The 16812-nt window shown below is 42.1% G+C and carries 16 protein-coding genes; all 16 read left to right on the top strand.

Annotated features, from left to right (window positions below):
- Window positions 1-2 precede the first annotated feature (2 nt).
- The 16 genes from lytR (at window position 3) to ilvN (ending at window position 16717) form a co-directional block, all read left to right on the top strand.
- Window positions 3-1019 (top strand): glycopolymer--peptidoglycan transferase LytR, encoded by a 1017-nt coding sequence (lytR, locus tag KV696_RS05565; RefSeq protein WP_219967078.1) that lies wholly within the window; start codon window positions 3-5, stop codon window positions 1017-1019.
- Between the two features lie 86 nt (window positions 1020-1105).
- Complete coding sequence (locus tag KV696_RS05560; protein ID WP_219967077.1) at window positions 1106-2362, top strand: competence/damage-inducible protein A; 1257 nt, start codon at window positions 1106-1108, stop codon at window positions 2360-2362.
- Window positions 2363-2416: 54 nt separating this feature from the next.
- Window positions 2417-3583 carry a recombinase RecA gene (gene recA, locus KV696_RS05555; protein WP_084890945.1) on the top strand — a complete coding sequence of 389 codons (1167 nt, stop codon included), beginning with the start codon at window positions 2417-2419 and terminating at the stop codon, window positions 3581-3583.
- A gap of 114 nt (window positions 3584-3697) precedes the next feature.
- Window positions 3698-5068 (top strand): MATE family efflux transporter, encoded by a 1371-nt coding sequence (locus KV696_RS05550; RefSeq protein WP_061088452.1) that lies wholly within the window; start codon window positions 3698-3700, stop codon window positions 5066-5068.
- Between the two features lie 96 nt (window positions 5069-5164).
- Window positions 5165-5881, top strand: a complete 717-nt coding sequence (locus KV696_RS05545) for a YebC/PmpR family DNA-binding transcriptional regulator (protein WP_000532883.1) — start codon at window positions 5165-5167, stop codon at window positions 5879-5881.
- 177 nt (window positions 5882-6058) lie between these two features.
- Entirely contained in the window at window positions 6059-6529 is a 471-nt protein-coding gene (locus tag KV696_RS05540) for a MarR family winged helix-turn-helix transcriptional regulator (RefSeq protein WP_219967076.1), read from the top strand.
- Window positions 6504-8273: an ABC transporter ATP-binding protein gene (locus tag KV696_RS05535; RefSeq protein WP_219967075.1), complete on the top strand. Its 1770-nt coding sequence runs from the start codon at window positions 6504-6506 to the stop codon at window positions 8271-8273. Before KV696_RS05540 ends, KV696_RS05535 begins: the two co-directional genes overlap by 26 nt.
- Window positions 8263-10023 (top strand): ABC transporter ATP-binding protein, encoded by a 1761-nt coding sequence (locus KV696_RS05530; protein ID WP_219967074.1) that lies wholly within the window; start codon window positions 8263-8265, stop codon window positions 10021-10023. Before KV696_RS05535 ends, KV696_RS05530 begins: the two co-directional genes overlap by 11 nt.
- Before the next feature lie 95 nt (window positions 10024-10118).
- Entirely contained in the window at window positions 10119-10622 is a 504-nt protein-coding gene (locus tag KV696_RS05525; protein ID WP_219967073.1) for a phosphatase PAP2 family protein, read from the top strand.
- A gap of 113 nt (window positions 10623-10735) precedes the next feature.
- Window positions 10736-11182 carry a LytTR family DNA-binding domain-containing protein gene (locus KV696_RS05520; protein ID WP_219967072.1) on the top strand — a complete coding sequence of 149 codons (447 nt, stop codon included), beginning with the start codon at window positions 10736-10738 and terminating at the stop codon, window positions 11180-11182.
- A gap of 4 nt (window positions 11183-11186) precedes the next feature.
- Complete coding sequence (locus tag KV696_RS05515; protein ID WP_219967071.1) at window positions 11187-11861, top strand: LiaF transmembrane domain-containing protein; 675 nt, start codon at window positions 11187-11189, stop codon at window positions 11859-11861.
- A 105-nt stretch (window positions 11862-11966) separates the two neighbouring features.
- Window positions 11967-12155, top strand: coding sequence for a 50S ribosomal protein L28 (rpmB, locus tag KV696_RS05510; protein WP_001140948.1), 189 nt, complete (start codon window positions 11967-11969; stop codon window positions 12153-12155).
- 156 nt (window positions 12156-12311) lie between these two features.
- Window positions 12312-12677: an Asp23/Gls24 family envelope stress response protein gene (locus KV696_RS05505; protein WP_115904497.1), complete on the top strand. Its 366-nt coding sequence runs from the start codon at window positions 12312-12314 to the stop codon at window positions 12675-12677.
- A 2-nt stretch (window positions 12678-12679) separates the two neighbouring features.
- On the top strand, window positions 12680-14347 hold the full coding sequence (locus tag KV696_RS05500; RefSeq protein ID WP_219967070.1) for a DAK2 domain-containing protein: 1668 nt from the start codon (window positions 12680-12682) through the stop codon (window positions 14345-14347).
- A 200-nt stretch (window positions 14348-14547) separates the two neighbouring features.
- Complete coding sequence (locus KV696_RS05495) at window positions 14548-16248, top strand: acetolactate synthase large subunit (RefSeq protein WP_033682350.1); 1701 nt, start codon at window positions 14548-14550, stop codon at window positions 16246-16248.
- Complete coding sequence (ilvN, locus tag KV696_RS05490; protein ID WP_001253803.1) at window positions 16241-16717, top strand: acetolactate synthase small subunit; 477 nt, start codon at window positions 16241-16243, stop codon at window positions 16715-16717. The genes KV696_RS05495 and ilvN overlap by 8 nt, the downstream gene beginning before the upstream one ends.
- Window positions 16718-16812 lie beyond the last annotated feature (95 nt).

Here is a 16812-nt window from a genome sequence, read left to right as displayed (position 1 = left end):
ATATGGTTAAAAAAATTATTGGAATGGTGCTAGCTTTTCTAGCTGTGACAGTTTTGGGTGTCGGTGTTTTTGCTTATACTATTTATCAGCAAGGCACACAAACCTTATCAAAGACCTATAAAAAAATCGGAGAAGAAACCAAGGTTATTGAAGCAACAGAGCCTTTGACCATTCTGTTAATGGGGGTTGATACTGGGAATGTAGAGCGTACAGATCAATGGGCTGGAAATAGTGACAGTATGATTTTGCTGACTGTCAATCCTCACACAAAGAAAACGACGATGATGAGTTTGGAACGTGATATCCTGACTAAAATTCAACATAAAGATGGTAGTATTGAAGAAGCGAAGCTAAACGCTGCCTATGCTGGTGGTGGAGCAGAACTTGCTATAGAAACAATTCAAAAGATGATGAATATCCACATCGATCGCTACATTATGGTTAATATGCAAGGATTGCAACAATTGGTCGATGCAGTGGGCGGTATTACGGTCAATAATACACTAGGTTTCCCGATTTCTATCAGTGATCAAGAAGAATTTAACACCATTTCTATCGGTGTTGGAGAGCAGACAATAAATGGAGAGGAAGCGCTTGTTTATTCACGCATGCGTTATCAAGACCCAGAAGGAGACTACGGACGTCAGAAGCGTCAGCGTGAAGTCATTCAAAAAGTTGTTGAAAAAGTTCTTAGTTTGAATAGTGTCAGTCACTACCAGTCTATCTTAAAAGCCCTAAGTACTAATATGCAGACTAATATTGATTTGTCTGCGAAAAGTATTCCAAGCTTGTTGGGCTATAAAGATTCATTTAAAACTATTGAAACACAACAGTTGAAGGGTGAAGGGGAGATGCTACAAGGCGTTTCTTATCAAATTGTTACGAGAAATCATATGTTGGAAATGCAGAATCTTTTGAGACGTTCTTTGGGACAAGAAGAAGTCACTCAGCTTGAAACAAATGTGGTCTTATTTGAAGATTTGTTTGGACGGGTGCCTGTTAGTGACGAAGACAATTAACTTTTTTACTATAAATAAAAAAATTAATCGTGGGAAATTTCCTGCGATTTTTTCAAAAAAATACGAATAGATAGGTAGGAGGAAACATGAAAGCAGAAATCATTGCTGTTGGAACAGAGATTTTGACAGGACAGATTGTCAATACCAATGCTCAGTTTTTATCAGAAAAACTAGCAGAGATTGGGGTTGATGTTTATTTTCAGACGGCTGTAGGAGACAATGAAGCTCGTCTCTTGTATTTGCTTGAGATTGCCAGTCAACGTAGCAGTCTGGTGATTTTGACAGGTGGTTTAGGGCCGACTGAGGACGATTTGACCAAACAAACTCTAGCTAAATTTTTAGGGAAAGAATTAGTCTTTGACTCTCAGGCGCAGGAGAAGTTGGATGTCTTTTTTGCCCAGAGACCAGACTATGCCCGAACACCGAATAACGAAAGACAAGCTCAACTTGTAGAAGGAGCGACTCCGCTGCCAAACGAAACAGGACTGGCTGTGGGCGGAGTATTAGAAGTCGAAGGAGTGACCTATGTCGTCCTTCCTGGTCCGCCAAGTGAATTGAAACCCATGGTCTTAAACCAACTTCTACCCAAGTTGATGACAGGGAGCAAGCTGTATTCCCGTGTTCTTCGATTTTTTGGTATTGGAGAGAGTCAGTTGGTCACGATTTTGGCTGATTTGATTGATAATCAAACAGATCCTACCTTGGCCCCTTATGCTAAGACAGGAGAGGTAACTCTACGTCTGTCAACAAAAGCTAGCAATCAAGAAGAGGCGAATCAAGTGCTGGATATCTTGGAAAATCAAATCTTGAATCGCAAGACTTTTGAAGGCCTTTCTTTACGAGAACTTTGCTATGGTTATGGGGAAGAAACTAGTTTAGCTAGCATTGTGGTAGAAGAACTGAAAAAGCAAGGGAAAACCATTACGGCAGCAGAGAGTTTGACGGCAGGTCTTTTTCAAGCTACTGTAGCTGATTTTTCAGGAGCTTCAAGTATATTTAAGGGTGGTTTCGTGACCTATAGCTTGGAGGAAAAATCAAAGATGTTGGATATTCCTGTCAAGGATTTGGAAGAGCACGGTGTGGTGTCTGAATTTACAGCTCAGAAGATGGCTGAGCAGGCACGAAGTAAGACCCAGTCTGATTTTGGCATTAGTTTGACTGGAGTGGCAGGGCCAGACAGTCTAGAAGGGCATCCAGCTGGGACAGTCTTCATAGGATTGGCGCAAGAGAAAAGAACTGAGGTTATCAAGGTGAATATTGGAGGTAGAAGTCGAGCAGATGTACGCCACATTGCGGTTATGCATGCCTTTAGCCTAGTTCGCAAGGCTTTATTAAGTGACTAACTTTTGATATAATAGTAGATAGGTCTGAGGACCATTAGAATGTAGGAGAATAGAATGGCGAAAAAACCAAAAAAATTAGATGAAATTTCAAAAAAATTTGGGGCAGAACGTGAAAAAGCCTTGAATGACGCTCTCAAATTGATTGAGAAAGACTTTGGTAAAGGATCAATCATGCGTTTGGGTGAACGTGCAGAGCAAAAGGTGCAAGTGATGAGCTCAGGTTCTTTAGCTCTTGACATTGCCCTTGGTTCAGGTGGTTATCCTAAGGGACGTATCATCGAAATCTATGGGCCAGAGTCATCTGGTAAGACAACGGTTGCCCTTCATGCGGTTGCGCAAGCGCAAAAAGAAGGTGGTATTGCAGCCTTTATCGATGCGGAGCATGCCCTCGATCCAGCTTATGCTGCGGCCCTTGGTGTTAACATTGACGAATTGCTCTTGTCACAACCAGACTCAGGAGAGCAAGGTCTTGAGATTGCAGGAAAATTGATTGACTCAGGTGCAGTTGATCTTGTCGTAGTCGACTCAGTTGCGGCCCTTGTACCTCGTGCGGAAATTGATGGAGATATCGGAGATAGCCACGTTGGTTTGCAGGCTCGTATGATGAGCCAGGCTATGCGTAAGCTCGGTGCTTCTATCAATAAAACCAAAACAATTGCCATCTTTATCAACCAATTGCGTGAAAAAGTTGGAGTGATGTTTGGAAATCCAGAAACAACTCCTGGTGGACGTGCTCTGAAATTCTACGCATCAGTCCGTTTGGATGTTCGTGGAAGCACACAAATCAAGGGAACTGGTGACCAAAAAGACACCAATGTCGGTAAAGAAACCAAGATCAAGGTCGTGAAAAACAAGGTGGCTCCACCATTTAAGGAAGCCTTCGTTGAAATCATGTACGGAGAAGGGATTTCTAAGACTGGTGAGCTTTTGAAGATCGCAAGCGATTTGGATATCATCAAAAAAGCAGGGGCTTGGTACTCTTACAAGGATGAGAAAATCGGGCAAGGTTCTGAAAATGCTAAAAAATACTTGGCAGATCACCCAGAAATCTTTGATGAAATTGACCATCAAGTCCGTGTTCAATTTGGTTTGGTTGACGGAGAAGAAGCTTCTGTAGAAGGTGTTGAAACTAAAAAAGATGAAGCAGTTCAAGCAGATTCTGTGAATGAAGAAGTCACACTTGACCTAGGTGATGAACTTGAAATCGAAATTGAAGAATAAGCTGTCAAAGTAGTGGAGAAATTCACTGCTTTCTCGATTCTTTGTTCAAGATTTCAGATTGCCTACAGTTTGCTGTTTCTTGTCGCTCCTTTCGAAAGCTGATATAATAGCCTTATGAATAAAAAACGAACAGTGGACCTGATACATGGTCCTATTCTTCCCTCGCTCTTGAGTTTTGCCTTCCCAATCTTGCTGTCTAATATTTTTCAACAGCTCTATAATACTGCTGATGTCTTGATTGTTGGGCGATTTCTGGGTCAAGATTCCTTGGCTTCAGTAGGGGCGACGACAGCAATTTTTGACCTGATTGTAGGTTTTACTCTTGGTGTTGGCAATGGCATGGGAATTGTCATTGCCCGCTATTATGGAGCTCGGAATTTCACTAAAATCAAGGAAGCAGTAGCAGCTACCTGGATTTTAGGTGTTCTTTTGAGTGTTGTAGTGATGCTGCTGGGCTTTCTTGGATTGTATCCACTCTTGCAATACCTAGATACCCCTGCTGAAATCCTCCCTCAGTCCTATCAATATATTTCTATGATTGTGACCTGTGTTGGTGTCAGTTTTGCCTATAATCTCTTTGCAGGTTTGTTGCGGTCTATTGGGGACAGTCTAGCTGCGCTTGGTTTTCTGATTTTCTCTGCTCTGGTTAATGTGGTTCTGGATCTCTATTTCATTACGCAATTGCATCTGGGAGTTCAGTCTGCGGGTCTTGCTACCATTATTTCGCAAGGCTTATCAGCGGTTCTTTGCTTTTATTATATCCGTAAGAGTGTGCCTGAACTTTTGCCTCAACTCAAGCATTTTAAATGGGACAAGGCCTTATACGCCGATCTCTTGGAGCAAGGTTTGGCTATGGGCTTGATGAGTTCAATTGTATCTATCGGCAGTGTGATTTTACAGTCTTCTGTTAATACCTTTGGGGCAGTGATTATTAGTGCCCAGACGGCAGCTCGCCGTATTATGGCCTTCGCCCTTCTTCCTATGACCGCTATTTCTGCCTCGATGACGACCTTTGCTTCTCAGAATCTAGGAGCTAAGCGACCAGACCGCATTGTTCAAGGTCTTCGAATCGGCAGTCGTTTAAGTATATCCTGGGCAGTTTTTGTTTGTATCTTCCTCTTTTTTGCCAGTCCAGCCTTGGTTTCCTTCTTGGCTAGTTCGACGGATAGCTATTTGGTAGAAAATGGTAGTCTGTACTTGCAAATCAGCTCGGCTTTTTATCCTATTTTGAGTCTCTTGTTGATTTATCGCAATTGTTTGCAGGGCTTGGGGCAAAAAATCCTTCCTCTGGTTTCTAGCTTTATCGAACTAATCGGGAAAATCGCTTTTGTGGTCTTGATTATCCCTTGGGCAGGCTATAAGGGAGTTATTCTTTGCGAACCCCTAATCTGGGTTGCCATGACCATTCAACTGTACTTCTCATTATTCCGTCACCCCTTGATAAAAGAAGGCAAGGCAATCTTGGCAACTAAAGTGCTCTCCTAGCTGTATTTGCTAAATAAAATCTATTTCCTCTAGTGAAAATCGAAAAAACTTGTGTTATAATAAGAAAGATTAAAATGTGAAAAAAGGAGATTCCTAATGGGACGTAAATGGGCCAATATCGTAGCCAAGAAAACGGCTAAAGATGGAGCTAACTCTAAAGTATATGCAAAATTTGGTGTAGAAATCTATGTAGCAGCTAAAAAAGGTGATCCAGATCCAGAATCAAACTCAGCTTTGAAATTCGTTATCGACCGTGCTAAACAAGCCCAAGTGCCAAAACACGTTATCGATAAGGCTTTGGACAAGGCTAAAGGAAACACAGACGAAACCTTTACAGAAGGACGTTACGAAGGTTTTGGACCAAATGGTTCTATGCTGATTGTTGATACTTTGACTTCAAATGTCAACCGTACAGCGGCCAATGTCCGTGCAGCCTTTGGTAAAAACGGCGGAAACATGGGTGCTTCAGGTTCGGTTTCATACCTCTTTGACAACAAGGGTGTGATCGTATTTGCAGGTGAAGATGCCGATGCAGTCTTTGAGCAATTGCTAGAAGCAGATGTGGATGTGGACGATGTAGAAGCAGAAGAAGGAACAATCACTGTTTACACAGCACCAACTGACCTCCACAAGGCTATCGTTGCCCTTCGTGAGTCAGGTGTCGAAGAATTCCAAGTGACTGAATTGGAAATGATCCCTCAGTCAGAAGTGGAATTGTCGGGCGATGACCTTGAAACCTTTGAAAAACTTTACAGCGTCCTTGAAGATGACGAAGACGTTCAAAAGATTTATACAAACGTAGATGGGTTCTAATTTAACCTAGGAAACATGATCCTAAGTGAGAAAATCACTTGGGATTTTTTTAATCAAGAAAATAGTTCTCTAGGAAACTTTTTTCTTGACATCTCTTTTCAAAGTGGTAAAATAGTTCTCATGAAAACTTAATTAGTTCCTAGGAGAACTAAATGTGATGGTTAGAAAGGAGATAGCATGGATAAACCGATGTTGGTCTTTAAGCGTTTTGGTCACCAGATTCATTTGATGGTGCAAAAGGAAGCCAAACGTAGTGGCATTGAATTTATGGGTGGACCTCAAGGTCAGGTTGTACGTTTTTTGGATAGTCGTGAGGAAAACCAAGACTTGGTCTTGATTAAAGATATCGAGCAGGAACTCAATATTACTAAGTCTGTTGCTAGTAATTTGGTCAAACGTATGGTGCAAAATGGTTTGGTGGAATTGGAGGCGAGTCCTGTCGATAAGCGGGCCAAGTTTGTTCGTCTGACGGACAAATCGCGTTCTCAAATGAAGCAGGTTAAGGCCTTCTTTGAACGCATAGACAGGCAGTTGTTGGCAGGCGTAGATGAAGATGAATTACTGATTTTTAAGAAAGTCCTCAGTCAACTACAGGAAAATATCAAGGGAATAGGAGGAGATGATGAAGAAATTAGCAAAACGAATTAGTGGAAAAGAATGGGGGATTGTTTTCCTAGCCATTCTCTTTACCTGCTTTCAAGTTTATCTAGAGTTGGAAGTGCCAACCTATATCTCGAAAATTACGGATTTACTAGGAACTCAGGGTAGCAACTTAGATGAGTTATGGCAGCCAGCAAGCATGATGGTGGGAATGTCCTTTCTGGCCTTCTTGTCCGCAGTTGCAGTTGGATTTTTTGCGTCTAGAGTGGCTGCTTCTTATACTAGTAGGCTAAGAAGTGATATTTTTAATCGAGTTTTAGACTACTCGCAGACAGAGATTAAGAAATTCTCTATCCCTAGTCTCTTAACTCGTACGACCAATGATATTACCCAAGTTCAGATGTTGATTACCATGGGCTTGCAAGTGGTTACGCGTGGTCCGATTATGGCTATCTGGGCCATCGGGAAGATTTTAGGCCATTCAGAATACTGGCTCTGGGCCATTCTTGTGGCAGTGATTGTCAACGTTTTGATGACGATCGTTTTGGTGACGCTAGCCTTTCCAAAACAGTCCTTGATTCAGGGGCTGACAGATAAACTGAACAGTATCACTCGTGAGAGTTTAACAGGTATTCGTGTCGTTCGTGCCTACAATGCAGAGGATTACCAAAATGAAAAATTTGCAGCAGCAAATGATGAATTGACACGCTTGAATTTGTTTGTCAACCGTCTTATGGCTATTTTGAACCCTATCATGATGGGGATTTCAAGTGGTTTGAGTGTGGCGATTTACTGGATTGGGGCCTATGTGATTAACGATGCTGCTCCGATAGCGCGTCTGCCTCTCTTTAGTGACATGATTGTTTTCATGTCTTATGCCATGCAGGTTGTCATGGGCTTCCTTCTCATGGGAGTACTCTTCATCGTTCTTCCCCGAACTATGGTCTCTGCTAAGCGGATTAATCAAGTTTTAGATTTGCATTCTTCTATCCAAAACCCTGCTCAAGTGCAGCTGGCTGATGAAAACCTCAAAGGTCAGGTCGAATTTAAGGATGTGACCTTCCGATATGCGGCAAATTCGGAGGCGGTTATCGAACATGTTAGCTTTAGAGCAGAAGCTGGTCAAACAGTGGCCTTTATTGGGTCAACAGGTTCTGGTAAATCAACTCTGGTCAATCTGATTCCACGCTTCTACGACGTATCAGCAGGAGAAATTCTGGTGGACGGTGTCAATGTTCAAGACTATGCTCTAGAAGATTTGCGCAACAAGGTTGGTTATATTCCACAAAAAGCTGTTCTCTTTTCAGGTGATATCAAGGACAATTTAGACTTTGGACAGAGTCAAGAAACACCGCTTAGTAATCAGGCTATGTGGCAAGCTTTGGAATTGGCCCAGTCTAAGAGCTTTATCGAATACAAGGAAGCGGGCTTAGCGTCAGAAGTGGCCCAAGGAGGAACCAACTTCTCAGGTGGTCAAAGACAGCGTCTGGCAATTGCGCGTGCCTTAGCTCGGAAGCCAGAAATCCTCATCTTTGATGACTCCTTCTCAGCCTTGGACTACAAGACAGACCGTGTCCTACGCCAAGAGCTAGCAGAGAAAACCAAGTCTATGACCAAGCTTATCGTTGCACAGCGTATTTCAACGATTATGGATGCAGATTTGATTTTGGTCTTGGATCAAGGAAAAGTCGTGGGACAAGGTACCCACAGGGAACTTCTAGCAAGCAATGAAGTTTACCAAGAAATTGCTTATTCACAACTATCGAAGGAGGAATTGGAACATGGAAAATAAGAAAATGTCTCTCTGGAAACAGACTAAACCCTATCTTGCAGGCCTCCAGTTTGCCCTTCTGATAGCCTTTCTAGCAACAATCGTATCCAATATCATTACTGTATATGGTCCAACCCGCATCAAGGAAATGACTAATATCATTGCCAGTGGTCTAGAAACAAGTGTGGATGTCGCGACGGTTGCAGCTATTGGTGGTTTTTTGGCCGTGATTTATGTGATCGGACTTCTATCAAATTATTTGCAGGCCTTTCTGTTTACAACAGCCATTCAACGTTTTTCAGAGCGTTTGAGAAGAGCGATTGCAGAGAAAATTAATCGCCTTCCATTAGGATATTTTGATGGACATTCTCAAGGAGATACCTTGTCTCGTGTAACCAATGACGTTGACACGGCAGCCCAGTCCCTCAATCAAAGTCTGGGAACAGTTCTTTCATCTAGTTTATTGGTCGTAGCAGTCTTGGTAACCATGTTTGGGATGAACTGGATTTTAGCCTTGGTGACGGTTGTGTCAACTCTTGTTGGCTTTGCTTTCGTGTCTGTCTTTATGGGCAAATCCCAGGGCTTCTTTAAGAGTCAGCAAAAAGATTTGGCAGCTGTAAATGGTTATGTGGAGGAAATGTACTCTGGCCATAATGTGGTGACTAGTTACAATGCTATCGAGAGCACGAAAGAAGAGTTTGCGAAATTAAACCACCGTCTGTATAACAGTATCTGGAAATCTCAGTTTATTTCAGGGATTATGATGCCGATTATGATGTTTATTGGGAACTTTAGCTATGCCTTGGTGATTATTGTTGGTGCAGCCTTGGCTCTGAATGGGCAGATTAGTATAGGGATTATCGTTGCCTTTATGGCCTACGTTCGTATCTTTTCTCAGCCTCTTTCCCAAATCGCCCAAGGAATTACCAGTCTTCAGCAGGCTAGCGCAGCCATGGGACGTGTCTTTGAATTTTTAGCTGAAGAGGAAATGGAAGATGAATCCCATAAAGAAAGACAATTGAGCGATATGAAAGGTCAAGTAGTCTTTGATCGAGTCTCCTTTGGTTATACACCAGAGCGAACGATTATTCATGACTTTTCTGCTACAGCTCATGCAGGTCAAAAGGTTGCCATTGTTGGACCAACTGGTGCTGGGAAGACGACCATTGTTAACCTCTTGATGAAGTTTTATGAGATTGATAAGGGAAGTATTTGCATTGATGGTGTGGATACCAAGGCTATGAAGCGATCAGAAGTACACGATGCCTTTTCAATGGTCTTGCAGGACACTTGGCTCTTTGAAGGTACTATTCGCGACAATCTTATCTATAACCAAACAGGTATTAGTGATGAGCGCGTGATTGAAGCCAGCAAGGCTGTAGGGATTCACCACTTTATTATGACCCTACCAGATGGTTATGATACCGTCTTGGACGATACAGTAACCTTGTCTGTCGGGCAAAAACAACTCTTGACTATCGCTCGTGCTTTGCTGAAAGATGCGCCACTCCTAATCCTAGATGAAGCGACTTCTTCTGTTGATACCCGTACAGAGGAATTGATTCAGAAAGCTATGGATCGTTTGATGGAGGGCAGAACTTCCTTTGTCATCGCCCACCGCTTGTCAACCATCCGTAATGCTGATCTTATTCTCGTCATGAAAGATGGCAATATCATCGAGCAAGGAAATCATGACGCGCTAATGTCGCAAGCTGGTTTTTACGCTGATCTCTACAACAGTCAATTTACAGAAGACGAAGCAGAAGAATAAATCGAAAGAAGGCTTGACGGCCTTCTTTTTCTGCACTATACTAGAAGACAAATGCTTCCCTATAAGCAAAATTTGAGTAAGTGATGAGAAAATATATGAAAAATTATCAAGAATGGTATGACCACATGGATACTAATATTAAAAATAAGCCCTTTCTTCTGAGCTTGTTAAGATCTTTCAATCGGTTCATGACGGTAGTTATGCCTATAGTTTATCTGACCTTGTTAGCAACTACCTATCTCCAACAAGGACTTGGAAAACAGGTCTTGATCTATGTGTTTGTCCCTGCGTCAGGTTTTGTGATTTTGTCCCTTCTCCGTAAGAAAATCAATGCCCCTAGACCTTATGAGGAATGGGATATTAAACCCTTGCTTGACAGAGATGGTCCTGGTCAGTCAATGCCCAGTCGTCATGTCTTTTCAGCAACCATTATCTCCATGGCTTGCTTACATGCTAGTCTAACTATGGGGATGATTTGTTTGACCTTATCAGCCTTCCTGGGGCTAGTGAGAGTCTTGGGTGGAGTGCATTTTCCCAAGGATGTAGTGGTTGGCTATATTTGTGGTCTTGTGTGGGGTGTGATTTTCTTTCTATTTTGACCTGCAAGTTAAGGTAACCTTACAACCACTTACGGGTCTAAAGTAACCACTTGCTTTTTTGCTCTTGTTTTCTTATTTTAGCTTTGATATAGTAGAGTCAGAAAGGAGATGGAATGAAGTTACGAATCGAAATTGACAGCAATTTAGAGGAAACTGAAATTGTCATCAAGGCAGCGACTTTGACAGATGAGATTGCGGATTTACAGCGCCTCTTGCAAGAGTCCAAGTCTCCGAGGTTGATTTTTTACAAGGGAACAGGTGAATATTATCTGGACTTATCGGAAATTCTCTTCTTTGAGACGGAAGATAGCAAGATTTATGCCCATACCCATAAAGATGCCTATGAAGTTCGGCTCAAACTCTATGAGTTAGAGTCTATCCTTCCTCGCTATTTTAGTCGAGTATCCAAGTCAACTATCGCTAATATTCGGCAAATCTATTCGGTGGACAAGTCCTTTTCAGGAACGGGCACCATTTCCTTTTATCAGACCCATAAGGAGGTTCATGTCTCACGACATTACCAATCCCTCCTAAAAGAAAATCTAAGAAACATGAGGTAAGAACATGAAAAAGAAAGCATTTGGTATTGTGTTGCTCATTTTGGCGGCTTTAGTATTATTGCAGGGGAATTTTGGAATCCCTTCTCTTGGAGGGCAAATTTGGCCCTTGTTCGGTATTGCTTTTTTTGCCTACCAATCAGTTGGAGCTTTGTTGCGTCGTCACTTAACTTCAGCCTCTTTTACAGCTTTAGTAGCCTTAATGCTTGCTAACCACTTTTATGGCATTTTACCGATTCCCACTCAGTCATTGTTCTGGGCAAGTATTTTAATCGTAATGGGTGTCAGCGCACTCACTCATTCTAACAGAACTTGGAATGGGAAAAAATGGTGGTATGATGGTAAAAAGACCATTCTTACAGATAAGGAAGTTGCTTTTGGGACTGGGACTTTCTACAAGCAAGACCAAGAATTGGTAGACGACCAAGTAGAAGTTGGTTTTGGGAATGCCAAGATATATTATGACAATGCAGAGATTTTAGGAGATACCGCAACCCTGAAAGTGGAAGTTGGTTTTGGGAATGCAGTTATCTATGTTCCTCAACATTGGCGAGTTGATTTGAAGGTGGAAACTTTCTGTGCTGTAGCCAAGACAGATACCACTCTAGCTCCAACCAGTAAAACCTTGATTATCCGTGGAGATGTGGCTTTTGGGAAGTTGGGGATTGTCTACGTTAAATAAAAAAATCTTCCAATTCCCTTGCAAAAATGAAGAAAGTGTGATAACATAGTACGGTATGTGGTGCTAGCACATCCGCTATATTAGATCTAATAGGAGGAAAACACAATGGCTAAAGTATGTTACTTTACAGGTCGTAAGACTGTATCAGGAAACAACCGTTCACACGCGATGAACCAAACAAAACGTGCCGTAAAACCAAACCTTCAAAAAGTTACTGTTCTTATCGATGGTAAACCTAAAAAAGTTTGGGCTTCAGCTCGTGCTTTGAAATCAGGTAAAGTTGAACGCGTTTAATAATAAAAGTAAAGGAGACCTTAGGGTCTTTTTTCTTTTATTACGGGTATAACATCATTTGAAAAATAGAGTAAATATCCGCTGATACAGTATTCTGCTTTTACACTTGGGCTGAAATATGATAAAATAGAGTATCAACTAGTTGAGGTAAAAAGGATGACTGTAAAAATTAATACAAAAGATGGTCAAATCGAACTAACAGATGAAGTGATTGCAACTGTCGTAGGTGGAGCAGCAACTGAGATTTTTGGTGTGGTCGGTATGGCTAGTAAAAATGCCCTCAAAGATAATTTCCAAGCCCTTCTAGGTAAGGAAAATTATTCCAAAGGTGTCGTCGTAAAGGCATCCGAAGATGGCAGTATTGCAGTTGATGTATATACCGTGTTGAGCTACGGAACAAAGATTAGCGAAGTGTCAAAAAACATTCAAGAGCGTGTTCGTTTTAGCTTGGAAAACCAACTTGGAATTACTGCTCAGACTGTAAATGTCTACATTCAAAATATCAAAGTTGTAGGAGAATAACCGTGTCAAAAATTACTACTAGCTTATTTCAAGAAATGGTGCAGGCTGCATCAACTCGCTTGAATAAGCAAGCTGAATATGTCAATTCATTAAACGTCTTTCCAGTTCCAGATGGAGATACTGGTACAAATATGGGAATGACCATTGAAAATGGAGCCAAAGAAGTTGCAGACAAACCAGCTTCTACAGTTGGAGAGGTAGCGAGCATTCTTGCTAAAGGTCTTTTGATGGGAGCGCGTGGGAACTCAGGAGTTATTACGTCTCAGCTTTTCCGTGGATTTTCACAAGCCATCAAGGATAAAGACGAGTTAACAGGTCAAGACTTGGCCCTTGCCTTCCAATCAGGTGTAGAAGTTGCCTATAAGGCAGTGATGAAACCAGTTGAAGGAACGATTTTGACAGTTTCTCGTGGGGCTGCTATCGGTGCTAAGAAAAAAGCTGAGCAAACAGATGACGCTGTTGAAGTCATGCGCGCAGCCTTGGAAGGTGCTAAAACAGCTCTAGCTAAAACACCAGACATGCTTCCAGTATTGAAAGAAGTTGGCGTTGTGGACTCAGGTGGTCAAGGACTGGTCTTCATCTATGAAGGTTTCCTTTCAGCTCTTACTGGTGAATATATTGCATCTGAGGACTTTGTAGCGACTCCTGCCAACATGAGTGAGATGATAAATGCAGAGCATCACAAGTCTGTAGCTGGTCACGTAGCGACTGAGGACATCACGTTTGGTTACTGTACTGAAATCATGGTAGCTCTTAAGCAAGGTCCAACCTATGCCAAAGATTTTGAGTACGACGAATTCCGTAACTACTTGAATGAACTTGGGGATTCCCTCCTTGTTGTCAACGATGATGAAATTGTCAAAGTCCATGTCCATACAGAAGATCCAGGACTTGTTATGCAAGAAGGTCTTAAATATGGTAGCTTGGTCAAGGTAAAAGTTGACAATATGCGTAACCAACACGAAGCACAGGTTGAAAAAGAAGCTGCTCAAGTTAGCAAACCAGCTGAAGAAAAAGAGTATGCTTTGATTGCTGTGGTGGCTGGTAAAGGTCTAGCAGATATCTTCCGTTCTCAAGGTGTGGATTATGTTATCGAAGGCGGTCAAACTATGAACCCTTCAACAGAAGACTTTATCAAGGCTGTTGAACAGGTCAACGCTCGTAACATCATCTTCCTGCCAAATAACAAGAACATCTTCATGGCAGCTCAATCTGCAGCAGAAGTTTTGGAGCAACCAGCAGTAGTGGTGGAAGCTCGCACTCTTCCTCAAGGTTTGACAAGTCTTCTTGCCTTTGATCCAAGCAAGTCTATCGAAGAAAACCAAGAGCGTATGACTGCTGCTCTTAGCGATGTCGTTAGCGGAAGCGTCACAACAGCTGTGCGTGATACAACCATTGATGGCTTAGAAATCCATGAAAACGATAATCTTGGTATGGTTGATGGGAAAATTCTCGTGTCAAACCCTGACATGCACCAAACCTTGACAGAAACATTGAAACATATGTTGGATGAAGATAGTGAAATCGTAACCTTCTATGTCGGTGAAGACGGAAGCGAAGAACTTGCCAATGAAATTGCTCAAGAAATCGCAGAAGAGTTCGAAGACGTTGAAGTCGAGATTCACCAAGGTCAACAACCAGTTTACCCATACCTATTTAGTGTGGAATAAGATTAATGAAGGACTGAGAAATCAGTTCTTTTTTATTGTTTAGTAAATGAAATCGATATCTTTTTAATAAAAACAAAAATAACATTCATAAATAAACGTTAAAATAGAAAATTCAGAAAATTTCTTCTTTTGTCTTGAAAAATTTTGAAAAAGTGGTATGATAGTAACAAGTTATTTTTAAGAGGAAAGAAAGGGGAACAATGGAGAAAATCAGTTTAGAGTCTCCTAAGACGGGGTCGGACCTAGTTTTGGAAACACTTCGTGATTTAGGAATTGATACCATCTTTGGTTATCCTGGTGGTGCGGTCTTGCCTTTTTATGATGCGATATATAATTTTAAAGGCATTCGCCACATTCTAGGACGCCATGAGCAAGGTTGTTTGCATGAAGCTGAAGGTTATGCCAAATCAACTGGAAAGTTGGGTGTTGCCGTCGTCACTAGTGGACCAGGAGCAACAAATGCCATTACAGGGATTGCAGATGCCATGAGCGATAGCGTTCCCCTTTTGGTCTTTACAGGTCAGGTGGCGCGAGCAGGGATTGGGAAAGATGCCTTTCAGGAGGCAGACATCGTGGGAATTACCATGCCAATCACTAAGTACAATTACCAAGTTCGTGAGACAGCTGATATTCCGCGTATCATTACGGAAGCTGTCCATATCGCAACTACAGGCCGTCCAGGGCCAGTCGTCATTGACCTACCTAAAGACGTATCTGCTTTGGAAACAGACTTCATCTATTCACCAGAAGTGAATTTACCAAGCTATCAACCAACTCTTGAGCCAAATGATATGCAAATCAAGAAAATCTTGAAGCAATTATCCAAGGCTAAAAAGCCAGTCTTGTTAGCTGGTGGTGGAATTAGTTATGCTGAAGCAGCTGCAGAATTAAATGAATTTGCAGAACGCTATCAAATTCCAGTGGTAACCAGCCTTTTAGGGCAAGGAACGATTGCAACGAGTCATCCACTCTTCCTTGGAATGGGAGGCATGCACGGGTCTTTCGCAGCTAATATTGCCATGACAGAAGCTGATTTTATGATTAGTATTGGTTGCCGTTTCGATGACCGCTTGACGGGGAATCCTAAGACTTTCGCTAAGAATGCTAAGGTTGCCCACATTGATATTGACCCAGCTGAGATTGGCAAGATTATCAGTGCGGATATTCCAGTAGTTGGAGATGCTAAGAAAGCCTTGCAAATGTTGCTGGCCGAACCAACAGTTCATAACAATACTGAAAAATGGATTGAAAAAGTCACTAAAGACAAGAACCGCGTTCGTTCTTATGATAAGAAAGAGCGTGTGGTTCAACCGCAAGCAGTTATTGAACGAATTGGTGAATTGACGAATGGAGATGCCATTGTAGTAACAGACGTTGGTCAACACCAAATGTGGACAGCCCAGTATTACCCCTACCAAAACGAACGTCAGTTAGTGACTTCAGGTGGTTTGGGAACCATGGGATTTGGAATTCCAGCAGCAATTGGAGCTAAAATTGCTAACCCAGATAAGGAAGTAGTCTTGTTTGTTGGGGATGGCGGTTTCCAAATGACTAACCAGGAATTGGCTATTTTGAACATTTACAAGGTGCCAATCAAGGTGGTTATGCTGAACAACCACTCGCTTGGAATGGTTCGCCAATGGCAGGAATCCTTCTATGAAGGTAGAACGTCAGAGTCGGTCTTTGATACTCTTCCTGATTTCCAATTGATGGCACAAGCTTATGGCATTAAAAACTATAAGTTTGACAATCCTGAGACCTTGGCTCAAGACCTTGAAGTGATCACTGAGAATGTTCCTATGCTAATCGAGGTAGATATTTCTCGTAAGGAACAGGTGTTACCAATGGTACCGGCTGGTAAGAGTAATCATGAGATGTTGGGGGTGAAGTTCCATGCGTAGAATGTTAACGGCAAAACTACAAAATCGATCAGGAGTCCTCAATCGCTTTACCGGTGTCCTGTCTCGTCGTCAGGTTAATATCGAAAGTATCTCTGTTGGAGCAACAGAAGATCCGAATGTATCGCGTATCACCATTATTATTGATGTTGCTTCACATGATGAGGTGGAGCAAATTATCAAACAGCTCAATCGTCAGATTGATGTGATTCGCATTCGTGATATTACAGACAAGCCTCATTTGGAGCGCGAGGTAATTTTGGTTAAGATGTCAGCGCCAGCTGAGAAGCGAGCTGAGATTCTAGCGATTATTCAACCTTTCCGTGCTACTGTGGTAGATGTAGCGCCAAGCTCGATTACCATTCAGATGACAGGAAATGCAGAAAAGAGCGAAGCACTGTTGCGAGTCATTCGACCATACGGTATTCGCAATATTGCTCGAACGGGTGCAACTGGATTTACCCGCGATTAATACTCTTCGAAAATCTCTTCAAATCACGTCAGCTTTGCCTTGCCGTACTCAAGTACAGCCTGCGGCTAGCTTCCTAATTTGCTCTTTGATTTTCA

Source organism: Streptococcus humanilactis (assembly GCF_019448275.1).
In the GTDB taxonomy this organism is placed as follows: Bacteria; Bacillota; Bacilli; order Lactobacillales; family Streptococcaceae; genus Streptococcus; species Streptococcus humanilactis.
Note: the sequence above shows the minus strand (reverse complement) of the source record. Positions and strands in the feature narration are given on the sequence as shown.

Excerpts from the sequence above, each read along its gene's own strand:
- lytR (WP_219967078.1), top strand. The coding sequence starts at position 3 with ATGGTTAAAAAAATTATTGGAATGGTGCTAGCTTTTCTAGCTGTGACA.
- KV696_RS05560 (WP_219967077.1), top strand. The coding sequence starts at position 1,106 with ATGAAAGCAGAAATCATTGCTGTTGGAACAGAGATTTTGACAGGACAG.
- recA (WP_084890945.1), top strand. The coding sequence starts at position 2,417 with ATGGCGAAAAAACCAAAAAAATTAGATGAAATTTCAAAAAAATTTGGG.
- KV696_RS05550 (WP_061088452.1), top strand. The coding sequence starts at position 3,698 with ATGAATAAAAAACGAACAGTGGACCTGATACATGGTCCTATTCTTCCC.
- KV696_RS05545 (WP_000532883.1), top strand. The coding sequence starts at position 5,165 with ATGGGACGTAAATGGGCCAATATCGTAGCCAAGAAAACGGCTAAAGAT.
- KV696_RS05540 (WP_219967076.1), top strand. The coding sequence starts at position 6,059 with ATGGATAAACCGATGTTGGTCTTTAAGCGTTTTGGTCACCAGATTCAT.
- KV696_RS05535 (WP_219967075.1), top strand. The coding sequence starts at position 6,504 with ATGAAGAAATTAGCAAAACGAATTAGTGGAAAAGAATGGGGGATTGTT.
- KV696_RS05530 (WP_219967074.1), top strand. The coding sequence starts at position 8,263 with ATGGAAAATAAGAAAATGTCTCTCTGGAAACAGACTAAACCCTATCTT.
- KV696_RS05525 (WP_219967073.1), top strand. The coding sequence starts at position 10,119 with ATGAAAAATTATCAAGAATGGTATGACCACATGGATACTAATATTAAA.
- KV696_RS05520 (WP_219967072.1), top strand. The coding sequence starts at position 10,736 with ATGAAGTTACGAATCGAAATTGACAGCAATTTAGAGGAAACTGAAATT.
- KV696_RS05515 (WP_219967071.1), top strand. The coding sequence starts at position 11,187 with ATGAAAAAGAAAGCATTTGGTATTGTGTTGCTCATTTTGGCGGCTTTA.
- rpmB (WP_001140948.1), top strand. The coding sequence starts at position 11,967 with ATGGCTAAAGTATGTTACTTTACAGGTCGTAAGACTGTATCAGGAAAC.
- KV696_RS05505 (WP_115904497.1), top strand. The coding sequence starts at position 12,312 with ATGACTGTAAAAATTAATACAAAAGATGGTCAAATCGAACTAACAGAT.
- KV696_RS05495 (WP_033682350.1), top strand. The coding sequence starts at position 14,548 with ATGGAGAAAATCAGTTTAGAGTCTCCTAAGACGGGGTCGGACCTAGTT.
- ilvN (WP_001253803.1), top strand. The coding sequence starts at position 16,241 with ATGCGTAGAATGTTAACGGCAAAACTACAAAATCGATCAGGAGTCCTC.